Here is a 16,254-nt window from a genome sequence, read left to right on the forward strand (position 1 = left end):
CCTCGGTGTTCTCGACACAGACCCACAGACTTACGGATGAAGGCTCGTTTAATTGACCGCTAACTCGTCTATCCACCATCGCAATTCCGCACTACTTTCAGTGACGAAGGTGGAGGCCGAAGAGGTACTGCCCTCTTCCTACTTCGACGAACAGCTGGCAGACACGTACAAGCGCCTCAAGATGCCCAAGGGTCTTCTGGAACGTCTGGCAGGCATCAGCGAGCGACGCTCGTGGTCGGCCGACAGTTCCTTCGAGCACGGGGCAGCCCAGGCGGGGCGTGCTGCCCTTGAGGAAGCCGGGATCTCGGCGGAGCACATCGGTCTGTTCATCAACACCTCGGTAACCCGCGACAACTTCGAGCCGGCCGTCGCCGTCGGGGTGCACCACGAGATCGGCCTGCCCCGTCACGCGCTGAATTTCGACATGACCAACGCGTGCCTCGGGTTCGTCAATGGTCTGACGGTCGCCTCCTCCATGATCGACGCCGGTGCGATCGACTACGCCCTGATCGTGTGCGGGGAGGACCCCTCGCCGTGGCACGAGACGGCGTTGAACATGCTCAACCAGTCCGCATCGACCCGTGACGACGTCCTTGCACAGTTCGCGACGCTGACCCTGGGGTCGGGCGCCGCGGCCGCCGTCGTCGGGCGAGCGGATCGACACCCGGACGGCCACCGCATTCTCGGTTCGATCTCCCGCGCCGGGACGGAGCACAAGGACCTCTGCATCGGCGGCGAGGCCGGACAGGGCATGAGCACGGACGCCACCGGGTTGCTGAAGTACGGTCTCGAACTCGTCACGGACGCGTGGGAACAGGCTCACGAGGACGGTTGGGACTGGACGGACATGGATTCCTATGTCACGCACCAGATTTCGACCTCTCACACCAACGCGATCATCGACGCCGTCGGCATCGAGCGTGACAGGATTCCCGTGACGTTCCCCTACTGGGGAAATGTTGCGGCGGCGGCGCTGCCCATGACGCTCGCACTGGAGGCAGAACGCCTGAAACCGGGGCAGCGCGTCCTGTGCATGGGTGTCGGGTCGGGTCTGAACACCGCCCTCATGGAAATCGACTGGTAGCAACAGGACCACAGCACGTAAAGAGGTATTCATGGCCACCGCGAACCGGACAACTCGCCCCACACCACGACCTGGGCCGATCCCGCTCAAGCGTTGGCCTGGAGTGGCCAGGAACGCCAGCAGGGTGATCGACGTCGAATCGACCGCACCCGTGGACTCCGGGGCCACGCGTACGTGGCACTTCCTGGACAACGGGCCTGAGCTCGAACGCCAGGGGCTCGACCCCGTGGGCACGATTCTTTGCGTGCACGGCAATCCGACCTGGTCCTACCTGTGGAGGGACGTCGTCGCCGCCGGTGCGAGCTCGGGAATCCAGCCCTGGAGAGTGGTCGCAGTGGACCAGCTCGACATGGGGTATTCCGAGCGTTCCGGCCTCGAGCGCAGCCTCGAGGACCGCATCCGGGACCTCGGGGACTTCACGCGGGCCCTGGGCCTCGACGAGGCCGCGGGTCCAGAGGGCGTCGTGACGCTGAGCCACGACTGGGGTGGCCTGATCTCCCAGGGTTGGGGAATGAAACACCCCGACCTGCACCGCGGTCGCATCTTCACCAACACCGCTCTCCACCACGCGCAGGGCGAAGAGATCCCCGGAGCCTTGCGTCTGGCTCTTCACCCGGCCGTGCACGGCAAGGGCACACGGTCCACGACGGCGTTCCTCGACGTGACGCTTTCCCTGCACAAGGGAACTTGGGATCCCGAGGTCAGGAAAACCTTCCGGTCCCCCTATACGGTCTCCGCCGCGAGAGAGGGGATTCAGAACTTCGTCGCGGACATTCCCGTGGACGAGGAGCACCGCTCCTACGCCGCGATGCAGCGAATTGCGCAGGCCGTCGCCGACGATGACCTCCCCTGCCTCGTCCTCTGGGGGCCGGCCGATCCGGTGTTCAGACAGCGCTACATGGACGACATCCTCGCCCGCAACCCGGAGGCCACTCTTCACCGGTTCGACAAGGCAGGTCACCTGGTCGCCGAGGAAGAGGACATCGCCACGGTCTTGTTCACCTGGTTGGACGAGGCCTATCTGGGAGCGCCCGACGTCGTGGAGCGTCACCGGGTCGTCCGCGAGAAGGACCGGAAGGCCTCTCCCCTGGCCCTGGACTACAGGCCGATGGTCTCCGAACTGGAGGAACGCCGCGAAGACGACTCCTTGGCGGTCGTCGATATGGGCCCCGCCGGCCGCGGGCTCAGGGACAGGCCCGGTAACTCGGAGCGTCGGTCCCGGACCCGGCAGGCCACGATCCGCCGTCAGCTCTCCTGGCGCGAACTGGCCGAGCAGGTCGACCGTACCTCGGAGGTCCTCAGAGATCTGGGTGTCCAGGCAGGCACACGGGTGAATCTCATGGTTCCTCCGGGCTCACGGCTCACCACCCTGATCTATGCGTGCCTCAAGATCGGGGCCGTCATCGTCGTCGCCGACACGGGACTCGGTATCAAGGGACTCACCAGGGCCCTCCGTGGCGCGTCGCCGGAATTCCTGGTCGGTATCCCCCAGGCCCTGCTCGCCGCGAAGACCGCGGGATGGCCCGGACGACGAGTTCTGGCGGGAACCGCGCATTCCTCGACCCTTCGCCTCCTGGGCGCGGAAACCGGCATCGAGTCACACGAGGTCTCCACGGCCCGGCCGACGACGCCGTGGAATGCGCCCCAGCCCGACAACGTCGCCGCGATCCTGTACACCTCCGGATCGACCGGCCCGGCCAAGGGAGTCGCGTACACGCACCGTCAGCTCTCGTCGATGCGTGACGCGATTCAGAACACGTACGGTCTCGGCGAAGGAGCCGGCCTCGTGGCTGGTTTCGCACCTTTCGCGCTGCTCGGGCCCGCTCTGGGGGCGACATCAGTCACCCCCGACATGGACGTGACCCAGCCCAAGACCTTGACAGCGAAGGCCCTGGCCCAGGCCGTCCGGGCCATTTCCGCGACCGTAGTTTTCGCCAGCCCGGCGGCGCTCATGAACGTCGTGGAGACACGCGAGGACATGAACGAGGAAGAGCAGGCGGCGATGCAGGGCGTGGAACGCCTGCTCTCCGCCGGGGCACCGATCACGGTCCCCCTCCTCGAGGGCATGGAGGAGATCTGCCCTCACGCCAAACTGCACACCCCCTATGGCATGACCGAATGCCTCCCCCTGACCGACGTGAACCTGGATCAGATCCGCGAGGCGGAACTCGATGCTGACCCCCAGGACGGCATCGAGGGCGCGGGAGCAGGGGTATGCGTCGGCACTCCGGTCTACGGAGCGCGAGTCCAGGTGGTGCCGCTCGACGACGCCGGCCGGGCCACGGGCGAACCGACGCACACGCCGGGAATCACCGGTGAGATCATTGCCGCCGCGCCGCACGCGAAGGATCATTACGACCGGCTCTGGTGGACCGAACGAGCCTCGGCCTCGATTCCCGGCTGGCATAGGACGGGCGACGTCGGGCATTTCGACGCGACGGGCCGCCTGTGGGTCGAGGGACGACTTTCCCACCTCATCTCGACCGAGAACGGGTTGCTCACTCCGGTGGCTGGAGAAACGGCCGCCGAGAAGATTTCCGGGGTTCGCCGGGCGGCCGTCGTCGGAATCGGGCCATGGGGTGCCCAGGTTCCGGTGGTGGTGGTCGAGCGCGAGTCGGCACCGGCTCGGAACGGCTCCCGTGCGGTCAAGGACGGCCCTGCACCTCAGGCCCTCGCCCGGGCCGTGCGGTCGGTCGTCGAGTCGGCCACGGGGATCCGGGTCGCGGCCATTCTGCAGGTTCGCGAGCATCCGACCGACATCAGGCACAATTCGAAGATCGACAGGCCGCGCCTCGCAGCGTGGGCGGATTCGGTTCTCTCCGGCGGAAAGGTCAGGAAACCATGAGCAAGACCGCAGCATGGACGGCTCCCGATCCGAGCGGGCGGCGGGCGATCCTGCCGGACAGCTCCTTGGAAGGCTCCCAGGACCGAACCGTCGTCGTGACGGGCGCGAGTGGCCTCCTCGGGTCGCGCGTGGCCCTCAAACTCATCCGGGCCGGGTACACCGTGCGGTGCTTCCAGCGCAGGGATGCCGTCGCGGTGAGGGAATCCCTGCAGCCCAAGGGGCTCGAACGATTCGAACAGCATCGAGGATCCATCACCCATCCCGATCACGTGTCCCGCGCCCTCGAAGGTGCGGAAGCCGTCGTGCACCTGGCGGCGAAGGTGTCCGTCACGGGCCCCTGGGAAGAATACGTCGAGACCAATGTGACGGGAACCCGCATTCTGCTCGAGGGTGCCCGGGCGGAGGGCATCAGTCGTTTCGTCCAGGTCTCCTCACCGTCCGTGTCCCACGCGGGCTCCGCATTCATGGGACAGGGCAACCAACCCGCCGATCCCGACAATGCGCGAGGCAATTATGCCCGGTCCAAGGCCTACGCGGAGCGACTGGCCCTCGACTACGATTCGGAGGACCTCCTGGTGGGCGTGGTCCGTCCGCATCTGGTCTGGGGCCCCGGCGATACCCAACTCGTTGAGCGCGTCATCGAACGCGCCTCGCGCGGAGGGATACCTCTGCTCGATGCCGGGGCGGCACTGATCGATTCGACGTACGTCGACAACGCGGCCGAGGCCGTACTCCGCGACTTCGAACGCCTCGAGACCGTGCACGGGAAACCACTGGTCATCAGCAACGGTGAGCCGCGGACCGTCGGGGAACTCATGACGATGATGTGCGAGGCCGCCGGAGTCCAGCCGCCCCAACGCACGGTTCCCGCGGCTCTGGCCAAACTGGCAGGCAGTGCGGTGGAGAAGATCTGGGCTCGACGACCGGGTGCAGACGAACCTCCCATGACTCGGTTCCTCGCCGAGCAGTTGTCGACTTCCCACTGGTTCGATCAGCGCGAGACGCACGAATTGCTCGATTGGAAGCCCGAGGTTTCGATAGACGAGGGCATGGAAAGCCTGCGTCGGTACTATCGCCCGCGCAGCAGCGAGAACACCGCGTCCTTGCGCCCGCTCGTCTGAATCGGTGCCGGCGTCCGCACGCTCCTTCGGGGGCGATGGGGAATCAGTCGATGTGGCCCGCCGGATCGCGAGGGGCATGAAGAGGAACAAGAAGTGGTCATGACAAGATTCGCCAGATTGAGCGCATTTCCGCTGACCCCGCTCCGGGATGATGCGGTGGACGATCGTTCGTTCACCGGGCTCGTGGAACGTTTGTCCTCCGCGGGCGTCGATTCGATCACCGCCTTGGGTTCGACGGGTTCGTACGCTTACCTCACCACGGAAGAGCGTGCCCACGTTGCACGAATCGCGGTCGAGCACGCCGGGCAGACACCCGTGGTCGTCGGCATCGGCGCACTGCGGACGTCGCACGTTGTGGCCAACGCCGAGGCCGCGCAGGCCGCCGGCGCCTCAGGGTTGCTCTTGGCGCCCATGACCTATCAGCCTCTGACGCACGACGACGTCGTCGAGCTCTATCGTGCGGTCTCCCGTAACACCGATCTTCCTGTGATTGTCTATGACAATCCCGGGACCACGCACTTCTCGTTCACCCATGAGCTCTACGCCCGCATCGCCGAACTGCCGGGTGTCTGCTCGATCAAGATCCCGGGCGTCCCCACCGACCCGGACGCCGCACGTGCTCACGTCGCGGCCATCCGAGCGGCTGTACCCGGGCACGTGACCATTGGCGTCTCGGGGGATGCGTATGGTGCGGCCGGCCTCGCGGCGGGGTGCGACGCCTGGTACTCCGTCCTCGCCGGGACGCTGCCCGAACCCGCACTCGCCATCACCCGCGCCGTGCAGCAGGGCAGGCCGGCCGACGCCGTCGCCGAGTCGGAGCGACTGGCCCCACTGTGGGATCTGTTCGCCGATTTCGGAGGGAGCCTTCGCGTGGTGGCCGCAATAGCCGAACATCTGGGCCTGGCACCCGACAACTGTTTGCCCGATCCTCTGCAGCCCCTTGCGGCCAAACAGCGCGCAAAGATTTCCGACGTGCTGAGCCAATTGGATCTCGACTGAATTCGCCCACCGCACGATCGCCGGTGCATGAAGAGAGCACGCCGGTCCACGGCTGGGTCGGGCCGAGTCGCCGGGAAGCTCCGGGATCGCGGCGTACGGGTGCACATCCACACGCATCAGCGCAGGCCCGTCCAGAGTCTCGAGGATCTCGTCCCGGAGCACGTCCGCCAGGGTGCTGTTCTCGTAGCGGTCCTTGTCCTCCTGAGACCGGAGGATCTCGATATTCCACAGGACCTCGGGCCGGATTCTTCTGATCACGCTATTCGGCGTCCTGACCGCCTGAAAGGGAATGGGTGCTCGTCCCGGCACCTGCGTCGTCGAGCTGCATGCTTTCGAACATCTCCACCAGACCGGCAGGCGAATCGGCGCGAAACATCATTTCCAGGCTCTCTGCGGAGTCTCTTGCGGACTCGGTCGCTCGCGGAAACAACTCGGATTCGTATTCGGCCATCGCCACTTCGACGTCGTCCGGGTGTGAAGCGATGGCCAGGGCGAGCCGCGCACCGTCGTACATGGCAAGGTTCGCGCCCTCTCCGGCAAACGGGCTCATGAGATGAGCGGCATCGCCCAGGAGAGTCACTCCCGGCACGCGATCCCAGCTGATACCCACTGGAAGTGCATGGATACGTCGAGGCGTCAATGGGACATCAGCGTTGCGAATCAGGCCTCGGAGAGAGTCGTCCCAGCCATCGAGGCGGTCGAGGACCAGATTTCGGGCCGCCACGTCGTCGATCCCTTCGAAGACCTCGATCCAGTCTTCGGGAACGCGCAACCCGACGTAGGCGTGCAGGGATCCATCGGGCTCTGCATGTCCGAGGACACCGGTGCTCCCCCGGAAAGCCATGAGCATGCCCTCACCCATGGTTGACGTTTCGGACGGATGCTTCTCTGACGCGTCGAAGAGGTCGGATTCGATGAAAGATATTCCGGTGTAGGACGGCCGGGCGTCCGTCAGGAGCGGCCTCACCTTTGACCAGGCGCCGTCCGCCCCAACCAGGAGGTCCGTGGTGACGGTCTGGCCGTTGCTGAAGTCGATCGAAAATCGGCCAGGGCCTTCGGCGTGGTGACGGATGTTGGTGGCCTTGTGTCCCCAAACGACGGACCTCTGGGGCAACGCGTCGATGAGCACGTCGCGGAGTGCTCCCCGGTCGACCTCCGGTCGGGAAAACGTACCGTCATCACTGTCCTCGTACATGACATTCGCACGGTGATCGAGGATGCGCATGGCCTCGCCCCCGGGATGCACGATCTCAAGGAAGGAATCCCAGAGCTTGGCCTCACGAATACCCAGCTGCCCATTGTGATCATGGATATCCAGCATGCCGCCCTGGACTCGAGCGTGACGGTCGGCTTCCAACTCGAACACGGTGGCCTCGATCCCGTGGACGTGGAGAACGCGTGCGGCAGCCAGCCCTCCGAGTCCGGCGCCGAGGATGGCAATGGGGTGGTGCGTCATCATGGTGCATGCTCCTCAACGCAGCCCGGGGAAGGATTGCTTTGCTCAGTTCGACGTATGAGTTGCGATGATACCGCCCGGAACCGTTGGCAGGGGCAATGCCGGACGACACCCGGTTCCAGGGAGGAATCTGCCGGGGCAGCGACACTCGACAGCACCAAGATCGGCACGGTCCGCAGATACCTCGAGGCCGTCGGCGGCAGACTCGCCATCGAGTACGTGATCGGCGACCAGCGCATCCAGGTCACCTGACGCCAACGATCTAGAAGATCGTCGCCTCAAAGACACGCATCTGAGCCCGGCACCTCCACCGAACCACCTGACAAGCCAACACCCGCGGTTCGCACTCGCCTCGCGGTAGGACCGCTCGCCTAACGCCCCCGCTGGCACACAGGGCAGAAGTAGCTCGAACGGTTCATGAAACGCTCCCTGACCACCAAGGCCCCGCACCGCTTACAAGGCTCCCCCGAACGCCCGTACACGTTGAGCCCACGTTCGAAGTACCCGGACTCGCCATTGACGTTCACGTACAGCGCGTCGAAGCTGGTCCCGCCTTCGGCAAGGGCCGCCGTCATGACTTCGGTGCACGCGGCGAGCAACTCTTCGGCCTGGGACTTCGTGACAGATCGGGCCGGCTTTGCGTAGTGCAACCGGGACCGCCACAGCGCCTCGTCCGCATAGATGTTTCCGATACCCGAGATCGTGCTCTGGTCGAGCAGGACTCTCTTGATGCCGCTGCTGGTCGCCCGCAGGCGCCGGCGAAAAGCGGCCTCGTCAAAGTGGGGGTCCAAGGGGTCACGACCGATGTGCGAGACCGTCCCGGGGATTTCTGCCAGGTCCAGCACGCTGCTCGACGCCGCCGGTACCGGCCGCTCTTCGTGATCGACCACGGCGACGACGGGGTCCCGGTACATGCCGCCGAAAATTCTCTGATCGACGAAGCGCATCTCGAGGGGACCGCCATCTGGCCCGGTGAGGGAAAATCTCAAGCGCACATGCCTGTGATCAGGTGCGCCCGGTTCGGTGAGGAGCACCTGGCCACTCATGCCCAGGTGGACGACCACGGCAGTCGGGTCGCACGGGCCAGAGTGCGGAGCTCCGTCCTTTGGTCCGGCAGACAGCCGCAACCACATGTATTTTCCTCGTCGGCAGACGTCGACGATCTTCTGTCCGCGCAGGAAAGCGGCAAATTCCGCGGCCGCACCGGGGTCCCGCCGCAGAGACCGTGTTTCGAGAACTTCCACGGCATCAATGCGCGCGCCGAGAATGTGCCGTGCGAGCCCGGATCGCACGACCTCCACTTCGGGAAGTTCAGGCACCGTCCGAGGAATCCTCGATCAGCAGCGTCGTCGGGGCGTCTTCCTGGGAGGTCAGATACCGGTACGCGGCTTCGGCGGCTGATCGTTCGGCGTGTTTCTTCGCCGATCCCGTCCCGACGCCGTAGCTCTTGTCCCCGATACGGAGATCGGCTTCGAAGACACGCGCATGGTCTGGACCGGTGCCGGTGACCACGTACTGGATCTCTCCGAGGTCGAGCTCAGCGGCCAGCTCCTGGATCTCGGTCTTCCAGTCGCGACCGGCTCCGAGGACAAAGTCGTCATCGAGCAGGGCACTGGTGAGACGGAGGACCAAGTCACGGGCGCGGTCTCCCCCGCAGGAGATATAGGTGGCACCGAAGAGCGCCTCCATCGTGTCCGCGAGGATCGAGTCCTTGTCGTCTCCGTGAGTCATCGATTCGCCGCGACCGAGGCGTATGTGCGGTCCGAGACCGAGGGATCGGGCAATGGCAGCGAGGGATCGCTCGGACACCACGGCTGCACGCCGTTTGGCGAGTTCGCCTTCCGACAGGTCGGGGAAGCGCGTGTAGAGCTCCGTGGTCACGGCCAGGCCGAGCACGGAATCACCCAGGAACTCGAGTCGCTCATTGTGAGGGAGCGGACCGTTCTCGTAGGCGAAGGATCTGTGGGTCAGAGCAAGCTGAAGCGTCTCGGCATCGATATCGACGCCGAGACGCTTCAGGAGCTCTCCGTTGTCCACGGTAGTCATGAGGACGTCTTAGACGTCAGCCACCTTGCGGCCCTTGTACTCGAGGTACAGCGGGGTTCCGGCGGAGTCGGTGACGACCTTCGCCTGGTGCGGAAGGCTGTAAGTCACCTTGCCGTTTTCAACGGTCTTGACCAGCTGAGGCGCGGATGCCTTCCACTGGGAGCGACGTGCTCGCGTATTGGCGCGGGACATTTTCCGCTTGGGAACAGCCACGGCTATCTCTCTTCTCTCGTCTCGGTTGTCTCGTTTGCGGCCTCCGCACCGAACAGCCCAGAAAGGGCCGACCAGCGAGGATCCAGATTCTCGTGGTGATGACCGGGATTCTCGTCGAGTCGCACTCCGCACTCGGAGCACAACCCCTGACAGTCCTCACGGCACACGGGCTGGAACGGCAGTTGCGTAATGACCGCATCCCGCAGAACCGGCTCGAGATCGATGGAATCGTCCTCGACGCGGTACTGCTCGTCTGCTTCGTCTTCCGACGGGCCTTTTGGTGCAGGTTCAAAAACATAGAGCTCTTGAATGTCAGCCGAAACCGGAAAATCGATGGGATCCAGACAACGGCTGCACTCCCCATGTACGTCCACGGAGGCAACACCACTGACCAAGATACCATCATGAACCGATTCGAGGCGGAGATCGAGCCCGATGTCGGAACCCTCGGGCGCTCCGATCAGAGCATTCCCGAAGTCTTGGGGCGCGGCCACCGTCTCCTCGAGAGCATTCATGGTCCCGGGACGATGGGCCAGGTCCCTGACCTCGATCCTCAGGGACGATGAATTGTCATTCTTGATGATGAACTCCTGATTCTGACGTCATGACCGACTGTCCAGACTACCCACGTCCGCGTGAGCTCACAAGTCCCGCCAGCGGTACGATGCGTTGCTGTGCGCAACATCATGCTTCCCGCGATTCTCACCGTGTCGCAGACCAAGCGATCCAGTTAGGGAACCAACCGCCGGGCCACCGAACGGGGAACGAAACCTCGAATGTCGCCGCCGAACGAAGCAACTTCCTTGATGAGGGAAGAAGACAAGTGGCCGTTCTTCGGGTCTGCGGCCAGGAATACGGTCTCGGCGCCGCTGATATTGCGGTTCATGGTGGCCATCGGTGCTTCGTACTCGAAGTCCTTGGAGTCCCGAAGTCCCTTGATGATCGCGGTGGCTCCCTGGGACCGGACGAAATCTGCGAGGAGGCCGTCCGACATGGGCTGGACCACCACGCCGTCGAGCCAACCGAAAACCTCGGTCACCATGTCCAGTCTCTCTTCCAACTGGAATCGGTATTTTTTGGCGGGATTATTGGACACGGCAACGATCACTCCGCCGGAAAAGATTTTGGTGGCGCGCGTGATGATTTCGACGTGTCCGTTGTGAATAGGATCGAAGGAACCCGGGCAAACGGCAAGACTCATATCCCCAAAATAACAGTCGAGGCCCCGTATGACAGGCCCCGGTCCTCCAGACGCGGGTCATGACGTGATGATCGGCGGAAACGTGTGATCCACCCTACGATGGGATCATGCGCGATCATTCAACTCATACCCTGACCTCATCGGCAACCCTTCAGGCGACCAGGAACCCGGCCGGTCCGCCGTGGAAGCGCCTGGCGGAGACAGCCGGGCTGTTGAATGAGTCGGGGAGGGTGTCCTCGACGATCTTCGAAGAGATGAGCGCTCTTTCCGCCGCCCATGATGCGATCAACCTGGGGCAAGGTTTTCCGGACACCGACGGGCCGGAGGTGCTCTCACGCGCGCTGGCCGATGCGGTATCGGGTGGAAAGAACCAGTACGCGACGATCGCTGGTTCGCCAGATCTTCGCGGAGAGCTGGCCGAGCACGAGGCCATGAACGGGCGACGACGTCCCGACCCGGAGACGGAAATCACCGTCACGGCCGGCGCGACCGAGGCGCTGAGCGCGTCGATGTTGGCGTTCCTCTCCCCCGGCGACGAGGTCATTCTGTTCGAACCGTTCTACGATCTCTATCCTGCAATTGCCGGGCTGACCGGCGCCCGCATCGTGACGGTGCCCCTGGCGCCCCCGGAGTTCCGTCCCGATCCCGTCCGGTTGAGGGAGGCCTTCTCTGACCGGACCCGAATGATTGTGGTCAACGACCCCCACAACCCGACCGGCACGGTGCTCGATCCATCGGAGATGTCCCAGATCGCCGAACTCGCCCGGGAGTACGACGCAATCATCCTGACGGATTCGGTATACGAACACCTCGCTTTCGATGTGCCCAGTACCGACCCGGCCTGTTTGGATGCGGGACGGGACAGAACGATCAGGGTGTCTTCGGCCTCCAAGACGTTCTCTATCACCGGATGGCGGGTCGGTTGGGCGATTGCTCCCCCTGAACTGACCCGGGGGCTGCGAGTGACCAAGGGCTATTTGTCGCATTCCGCGGCGGCTCCGCTGCAGGCCGCGGTGGCCGAAACGATGCGGTGGGCGCGTCAGACCGACTTCTACGACCGGTTGAGGACCCAGTACGAGAACCAGAGAAAGATTCTCCTCGAAGGCTTGGCCGCCACATCGTTCGAAGCGGTCAGCCCATCGGGAACCTTTTTCTCGGTTGCCTCGACGGAGAACATTCCGGACTCTTGGGGTCGAGAAGGGACCGAGATCTCGGAGAGACTGACCACGAACGCCGGCGTCGCCGTCGTTCCTCTGCAGGCCTTTGCGACCCCGGAAAACCGCCACCTCTACACCGAGTGGGTGCGTTTTGCCTTCTGCAAACGGCCCGAGGTCCTGCAACGAGCGACCCAGCGGCTCTCCGACTCCGGTCTCTGAGGCAGGTGTTCAGTCCTCGGGTTCCGCGAACCACAACGCGGTTTCCCCGTAGCTCCGGTGTCCAAACCGTCTGAGCCCGGCGGGCCACGTGGGCTCGGGGTCGCGCGCGGAACGTTCCACGACGAGGACGGCACCGTCACGTAGCCCTGGCGCCACGGATGCCAGGAGAGGAGCTACCTCCGCGTCGGTCATCGAGTACGGCGGGTCCACGAAAACGAGGTCCCAAGGCCCCTGACCCCGCTTCACGTAGCTTTCCGCCGAGGAATTCACGACGTCGATCCGGGCGTCCGCGCCTGAGGCTTCGACGGCCCGTTTGTTCCTGGAGCACGCGTCGAGCGCCGACCGGTCACGATCCACGAGCGTCACGGCCCTCGCGCCTCGGCTCGCGGCCTCGAGCCCGAGTGCCCCCGTCCCGGCAAACAGGTCCAGCACGTCCGCTCGGCTCAGGACGCCGTAGCCCTCGAGCCGAGAGAAGAGCGCTTCCTTGACCCTGTCCGTGGTGGGCCGGGTGTTCTTGCCCTTGACCGAGGCCAGGCGGCTTCCGCCGGCCCGACCGGCAATGATTCGGCTCATCACGGGTCTCCTTCTTCGCTGTGTTCCGCCGTTGTGGCTCCGCCGCCCACGGTTCCGTGTTCTCGATCCGGCCCCACCGGATACCGACCATTCACCCTCGGTACAAGTATTCGGTCGTCGACTGTTCACCGGCGTCTTGCACCGCACGGAGCAACGATGGGTGCCCGGACAGATCCGGTTCGCGGTCCACAAGACGCCACGCATCATCGCGGGCCTGTTCGATCGTCTTCACGTGGCGCAGTACGGAGAGGTTTTTGAGGGTCGAACGCCGGCCGGACTGGTTGTCTCCGAGGATATCGCCCTCCCGCCGTTGCTCGAGGTCCAGGGTCGAGAGTTCGAAACCGTCTCGGGTCGACGCCACGGCCTTCAACCGCGGCATGGACGGGCCGTCATGGTCCTGCCCGGTGACCAGCAGACACACTCCCTCGAGCTCCCCGCGTCCGATGCGACCGCGCAACTGGTGCAGCGTCGATATACCGAGTCGATCGGCGTCCATGATGATCATGAGGCTCGCGTTGGGCACGTCCACGCCGACTTCGATGACCGTAGTGGCCACCAACAGGTCCACACTGCCGGCCGCCATGCGGTTCATCACGTCGGCCTTGTCCGCGCCATCCATGCGTCCGTGGACCGATCCCAGCCGTATCCCCGAAAGAACTGGCAGGCCAGACAGTTTGCGAACCATGCCTTCCACGGACTGGAGCTGAGTCTCCTGCCCGCCGTCGCCCTCGGTGAGTCCGGGTTCAGGAGCGTCTTCTCCGATAGTCGGGACGACCACGAAGACCTGGTGCCCGGCGTCGATCTCCTCTCTGGCCCTCTCCCACAGACGGGTCTCCCACGTCGGGTGCTCCGCCAGCGAGACGACATGCGTCGATACGTCCTGCCTCCCTGCCGGCATCTCGTTGAGGACCGAGACCGCCAGGTCCCCAAACACCGTCATGGCCACGGAGCGAGGGATGGGAGTAGCCGTCATCACGAGTCGGTGCACGGGGCCGCCGTCCTTCGCCGTCAACGAATGACGTTGCCGGACGCCGAATCGGTGCTGTTCGTCCACGACCACCAGACCGAGCTCGGCGAAGGCGACGTCGTCCCCGAGCAGCGCGTGCGTTCCGATCACGATCCCCGCGCCGCCGCTGGCGATGTCGAGCAGCGCCTGGCGCTTGGCCCCCGCGGTCATCGAGGAGGTCAGCACGACGACGCCGACCTCCTCTGCGATCGGGCCCAGGGTCTTGAGAACCGATCGATAGTGTTGAGACGCCAGCACTTCGGTCGGGGCCAGCATGGCCGACTGACCGCCGACGTCGGCGACCTGGAGCATCGCCCGCAAGGCGACCAGCGTCTTTCCAGACCCCACGTCTCCCTGGAGCAGACGGTTCATCGGCTTCTCCAGAGCAATATCGTCCGCGATCTCGTCCCCGACCCGACGCTGCCCGTCCGTGAGCCGGAAGGGCAGGGTCTGGTCGAACCTCTCGCGCAGGCCTGCGTCCCGGGGTGGAAAGGCTCGCGTCTTTTGGGCGTCGAGCACCGCGGATCTCCTGGCCAGAAGGGTCTGCAGGACCAGCGCCTCGCGGTATCTGAAGTACCTCATGGCCTGATGGGGCTCGTCCTCGTCCCGGGGCCGGTGCACGGCCTCGAGCGCGTCGGGCAAGGACATCAAGTGGTGTTCGGTCCGGAGGTCGTCCGGTACCGGGTCCTCCAGCAGTGCAAGATCGATCGTGTCCAGAACACGTCCCACGACCGAGGCGATGCGGTCGGTCGTGAATTTTGCCGTCGCCGGGTAGACGGGCAAGGGCGCTGTTGCCACGTCGGCGTCCCCCGAGGCATCCCCTGGTGCGGGGTCCTCGAGAACCGCGTAATGGGGGTTCGTCAGGGTCAATTGGCCCCTGTATTCATTGACTTTCCCCGAGAACATGACGTGGTCCCCCACGGCCAAGTCCTTGGACGCCGTCCAAGCGTTGAAGAAGGACAGCGTCATGGTGTCCCCGATCGGTTCGGCGTCCGGCACGGGGAGACCGACCCCGGCCAAGCCGTCGAGCCGTGGCGCGAAGTTGCCTTGTCCCTTCGAGGCATCGTTCTCCGCCGGAGCGAGCTGGTCGGTCACGGTGACTTCGGCGATCGCACCACGCCGCGTGTGCAGGCGGCGGGTGCTCACGGAGAGGATCCGGGAGATGATCGAGACCTCTTGTCCCAGAACGAGATCGGAGAATCGGGTCAGCTCGCCCCTCGGCAAATACCGCCTCGGAAAGTACTCAAGCACTTCGCCGACCGTTTCCAGGCCGAGATGGCGTTTCACGGCGTCTGCCGTTTTGGGATGGAGAACTGTGCGAAGCGGCTGGTCCTCACGACGCTGGGGCGCGCCGGCCATGACCTACTTGTCCCCCGCGGTCAGGGGCTCCGTGGTGATTTCCAGGGGCTTCCCGTGAGGGCTCAGAACGGCCATGGCTTCCGCCGCCTCGCGGACATGCACGTGCACCTTCCAGCGAATCTTCTCGCCCTCGTCCTGGGACACCGCGGACATGATCACGGAATCCCCGATCTCGGACAGTTCATGTCTGACCTGGGCCGCCGAAAGGGCATCCAGATCGATGGAGCACATGAATTCGACGCCGTCGTCGTCGACTTCCGAGGTTCCGCCCACCCCACTCGCGGCCGACCTCTCCTTCGCTCGCGGCGGCTCCGCGTCCTGAGGTGTCAGCAATTCGGCGTACGGCCGGGCTTCAGCACCCGGATACTCCTCGCCTCGAACCGTGTGGGCCAGGACGTCGAAAATGATCAGCATCCCCAATGCACCCGCGTCGACCCATCCGGTGTCGCGCAAGATCTCCAATTGGGCGTTGGTCCGCCGCACAGACTTGTTTCCCACGCCCACCAGATGCTCGAGCATGGTGCACAGGTTTTTGTTCGAGTCTTCCGGGTCCTCCCACGCCCCGGCGGCCCGGGTGACGTCGTCGATGAAGGACAGGATCGTTCCCTCGACCGGATCGTGCAGCGCGCCGGAGACTCGTGTCCGAGCGTGTTCCAAGGCTCTGGCCAGGCCGAAGGCGGTCAGTCTCGGTTCCTCCCTCAGGGGGTCCGCAAAGCCGGAAAGGATCACGGCGAACAGGGTTCCGGAATTTCCTTTGGCTTCTTCGAGGCAATGACGACCGCAGATTTCGAACAATTCGCCCACCAGCGTGGTGTTGACCATTTCACCTGCCTGGGCGCCGGCTCGCACGGTGATCGCCAGGTTCGTGCCGGTGTCAGCGTCCGCCACGGGGAAGACATTCAGGGTATTGAGTTCTTCCTGATGCCTGTCGAGAGCATCGGCCGCGTCCGACAGCCAACGACGCATGAAAACGGC

15 protein-coding genes are annotated in these 16,254 nt (G+C 64.7%); 6 read left to right on the forward strand and 9 right to left on the reverse strand.

Features of this window, described 5'->3' with window-relative positions:
* Window positions 1-52 precede the first annotated feature (52 nt).
* From AB0Y14_RS02725 to AB0Y14_RS02740, 4 genes are all read left to right on the forward strand, one after another.
* Window positions 53-1,084, forward strand: a complete 1,032-nt coding sequence (locus tag AB0Y14_RS02725; RefSeq protein WP_436587728.1) for a 3-oxoacyl-ACP synthase III — start codon at window positions 53-55, stop codon at window positions 1,082-1,084.
* Between the two features lie 124 nt (window positions 1,085-1,208).
* Window positions 1,209-3,929 (forward strand): alpha/beta fold hydrolase, encoded by a 2,721-nt coding sequence (locus AB0Y14_RS02730; RefSeq protein WP_436587729.1) that lies wholly within the window; start codon window positions 1,209-1,211, stop codon window positions 3,927-3,929.
* Window positions 3,926-5,050, forward strand: a complete 1,125-nt coding sequence (locus AB0Y14_RS02735; protein WP_436587730.1) for an NAD-dependent epimerase/dehydratase family protein — start codon at window positions 3,926-3,928, stop codon at window positions 5,048-5,050. The genes AB0Y14_RS02730 and AB0Y14_RS02735 overlap by 4 nt, the downstream gene beginning before the upstream one ends.
* A gap of 99 nt (window positions 5,051-5,149) precedes the next feature.
* Window positions 5,150-6,049, forward strand: a complete 900-nt coding sequence (locus tag AB0Y14_RS02740) for a dihydrodipicolinate synthase family protein (protein ID WP_436587731.1) — start codon at window positions 5,150-5,152, stop codon at window positions 6,047-6,049.
* A gap of 259 nt (window positions 6,050-6,308) precedes the next feature.
* Here the strand turns inward: AB0Y14_RS02740 and AB0Y14_RS02745 are convergent, their stop codons facing one another.
* Window positions 6,309-7,508 (reverse strand): FAD-dependent oxidoreductase, encoded by a 1,200-nt coding sequence (locus tag AB0Y14_RS02745; RefSeq protein ID WP_436587732.1) that lies wholly within the window; start codon window positions 7,506-7,508, stop codon window positions 6,309-6,311.
* Between the two features lie 54 nt (window positions 7,509-7,562).
* Here AB0Y14_RS02745 and AB0Y14_RS02750 point away from each other — a divergent pair, with 54 nt between their 5' ends.
* Window positions 7,563-7,757 (forward strand): hypothetical protein, encoded by a 195-nt coding sequence (locus AB0Y14_RS02750; protein ID WP_436587733.1) that lies wholly within the window; start codon window positions 7,563-7,565, stop codon window positions 7,755-7,757.
* Between the two features lie 119 nt (window positions 7,758-7,876).
* Here the strand turns inward: AB0Y14_RS02750 and mutM are convergent, their stop codons facing one another.
* The 5 genes from mutM to coaD form a co-directional block, all read right to left on the reverse strand.
* A complete protein-coding gene (mutM, locus tag AB0Y14_RS02755; RefSeq protein WP_436587734.1) occupies window positions 7,877-8,824 on the reverse strand; it encodes a bifunctional DNA-formamidopyrimidine glycosylase/DNA-(apurinic or apyrimidinic site) lyase in 948 nt (315 codons plus the stop codon).
* The gene (gene rnc / locus AB0Y14_RS02760; protein WP_436587735.1) at window positions 8,817-9,551 is read right to left on the reverse strand and encodes a ribonuclease III; all 735 of its coding nucleotides are present in this window, start codon (window positions 9,549-9,551) and stop codon (window positions 8,817-8,819) included. Before rnc ends, mutM begins: the two co-directional genes overlap by 8 nt.
* Before the next feature lie 9 nt (window positions 9,552-9,560).
* On the reverse strand, window positions 9,561-9,764 hold the full coding sequence (gene rpmF, locus AB0Y14_RS02765; RefSeq protein ID WP_129314220.1) for a 50S ribosomal protein L32: 204 nt from the start codon (window positions 9,762-9,764) through the stop codon (window positions 9,561-9,563).
* A gap of 2 nt (window positions 9,765-9,766) precedes the next feature.
* A complete protein-coding gene (locus AB0Y14_RS02770) occupies window positions 9,767-10,321 on the reverse strand; it encodes a YceD family protein (protein WP_436588805.1) in 555 nt (184 codons plus the stop codon).
* Window positions 10,322-10,494: 173 nt separating this feature from the next.
* Window positions 10,495-10,965 carry a pantetheine-phosphate adenylyltransferase gene (coaD, locus tag AB0Y14_RS02775; protein WP_436587736.1) on the reverse strand — a complete coding sequence of 157 codons (471 nt, stop codon included), beginning with the start codon at window positions 10,963-10,965 and terminating at the stop codon, window positions 10,495-10,497.
* A 107-nt stretch (window positions 10,966-11,072) separates the two neighbouring features.
* Here coaD and AB0Y14_RS02780 point away from each other — a divergent pair, with 107 nt between their 5' ends.
* Window positions 11,073-12,341 (forward strand): aminotransferase class I/II-fold pyridoxal phosphate-dependent enzyme, encoded by a 1,269-nt coding sequence (locus AB0Y14_RS02780; protein WP_436587737.1) that lies wholly within the window; start codon window positions 11,073-11,075, stop codon window positions 12,339-12,341.
* A gap of 9 nt (window positions 12,342-12,350) precedes the next feature.
* Here the strand turns inward: AB0Y14_RS02780 and rsmD are convergent, their stop codons facing one another.
* The 3 genes from rsmD to AB0Y14_RS02795 form a co-directional block, all read right to left on the reverse strand.
* A complete protein-coding gene (rsmD, locus tag AB0Y14_RS02785) occupies window positions 12,351-12,914 on the reverse strand; it encodes a 16S rRNA (guanine(966)-N(2))-methyltransferase RsmD (protein ID WP_436587738.1) in 564 nt (187 codons plus the stop codon).
* 91 nt (window positions 12,915-13,005) lie between these two features.
* Window positions 13,006-15,279: an ATP-dependent DNA helicase RecG gene (locus tag AB0Y14_RS02790; RefSeq protein WP_436587739.1), complete on the reverse strand. Its 2,274-nt coding sequence runs from the start codon at window positions 15,277-15,279 to the stop codon at window positions 13,006-13,008.
* A gap of 3 nt (window positions 15,280-15,282) precedes the next feature.
* Window positions 15,283-16,245: a DAK2 domain-containing protein gene (locus AB0Y14_RS02795; protein ID WP_436587740.1), complete on the reverse strand. Its 963-nt coding sequence runs from the start codon at window positions 16,243-16,245 to the stop codon at window positions 15,283-15,285.
* Between the last annotated feature and the right edge of the window lie 9 nt (window positions 16,246-16,254).

This window comes from Rothia sp. HC945 (assembly GCF_051370785.1).
In the GTDB taxonomy this organism is placed as follows: domain Bacteria; phylum Actinomycetota; class Actinomycetes; order Actinomycetales; family Micrococcaceae; genus Rothia.